The organism is Dactylosporangium sp. NPDC050688 (assembly GCF_040654515.1).
Classification (GTDB): domain Bacteria; phylum Actinomycetota; class Actinomycetes; order Mycobacteriales; family Micromonosporaceae; genus Dactylosporangium.
Window position 1 is genome coordinate 1 of record NZ_JBFAIC010000189.1, and the last position, 1,220, is coordinate 1,220.

A 1,220-nucleotide genomic window follows, 5' to 3' on the forward strand; every position below is an offset into this window, starting at 1 on the left:
CGAACTGCGACTGGTAGTCCTCCTGGCTCGCGTCGACCTGGTGCAGCTGGTCGAGCGACTCGTGCTGCTCGCCCGTCTCGACGTGGCCGTAGTCCATGCCGGTGTCGCCGTACTCGCTCATCGCTGTATTCCCTGACTTTCGTGTTCTGTGTGATGTCCTGTTGCATCTCACGGTAGGCAGCCCGGGACCGCCGCGAATCCCGGAAACGTGCCACGGCCGGCCACCCCCCAGGGAAAGGGCGACCGGCCGCGACGGCTTCGGGTGGGCGCCGGGTCAGGCGCTGATGACGGGCCAGGCGTAGGCGAGGAGGGCAAAGGCGGCGCCCAGGATCGCCAGGTTGAAGCCGCGGGACGGCACCGGCAGCGCCGCGACGGCGAGCAGGATGATGGCGATGAGGTACAGAACGGCCTGTGCCGACATGGATAACCTCCGTTGGGGTTCCGGTTGAGCACACGGGTTCCCGAGGCCGCCCCGGCCGAAACACGCCCGGCCGGGCACCGGCCGTCAGCGCGGCATGGGCCTCGGTGAGGGATGACGGGAGAGAGGGCTTCGATGCGACCGGAACCAGGGCAGGTGCTGCACTTCTCCGAGGACCCGACGATCACCAGGTTCGTGCCGCACGTGGCGAAGACCGCGCAGCAGCCCGAGGCGTACGTCTGGGCCGTCGACCACGGGCGGGCGCCGGACTACTGGTTCCCCCGCCAGTGCCCGCGGGCGATGGCCTGGACCGCCGCCGACACCACCGCCGAGGACCGCGACCGGATCGTCGGGCCCGGCTGCGGCGAGCGGGTCCACGCCGTCGAGTTCGGCTGGCTGGAGGCGATCCGGACCGCCGAGGTGTTCGCGTACCGGCTGCCGGCGGCGGCGTTCGAACCGTTCGGCGGGCCCGAGCCCCACGCGCACGTGGCCGTCGAGCCGGTGGTGCCGCTCGGGCCGCCGGAGCCGGTCGGGGACCTGTTCGCGCTGCACGCCGAGGCCGGCATCCAGCTGCGGGTGCTGCCGAACCTGTGGCCGTTCTGGGACGCGGTCCGGGCGAGCACGCTGCGGTTCAGCGGCATCCGCCTGCGCAACGCGCTGCCCCGCTGAGCCGTGGCACGTTCCCGGGATTCGGCGAGGTCCGTGGGTCCGTAGTGTTCTGTGCATCGCAAGGAACACTCCGGACCACACATAAAAGGGATATGACATGAGCGAGTACGGCGAGATCGAGACCGGCCAGGAG

2 protein-coding genes are annotated in these 1,220 nt (G+C 70.7%); one reads left to right on the forward strand and one right to left on the reverse strand.

What is annotated here, in order from left to right; all coding sequences use genetic code 11:
• Positions 1 to 274: 274 nt before the first annotated feature.
• Entirely contained in the window at positions 275 to 421 is a 147-nt protein-coding gene (locus AB0H83_RS51885; protein WP_169789000.1) for a hypothetical protein, read from the reverse strand.
• A 132-nt stretch (positions 422 to 553) separates the two neighbouring features.
• Here AB0H83_RS51885 and AB0H83_RS51890 point away from each other — a divergent pair, with 132 nt between their 5' ends.
• Positions 554 to 1,087: a DUF6886 family protein gene (locus AB0H83_RS51890; RefSeq protein WP_360111500.1), complete on the forward strand. Its 534-nt coding sequence runs from the start codon at positions 554 to 556 to the stop codon at positions 1,085 to 1,087.
• Positions 1,088 to 1,220: the final 133 nt, after the last annotated feature.

What these genes read in the sequence shown, in the direction of transcription:
- AB0H83_RS51885 (WP_169789000.1), bottom strand. Translation starts at nt 421, where the DNA reads ATGTCGGCACAGGCCGTTCTGTACCTCATCGCCATCATCCTGCTCGCC.
- AB0H83_RS51890 (WP_360111500.1), top strand. Translation starts at nt 554, where the DNA reads ATGCGACCGGAACCAGGGCAGGTGCTGCACTTCTCCGAGGACCCGACG.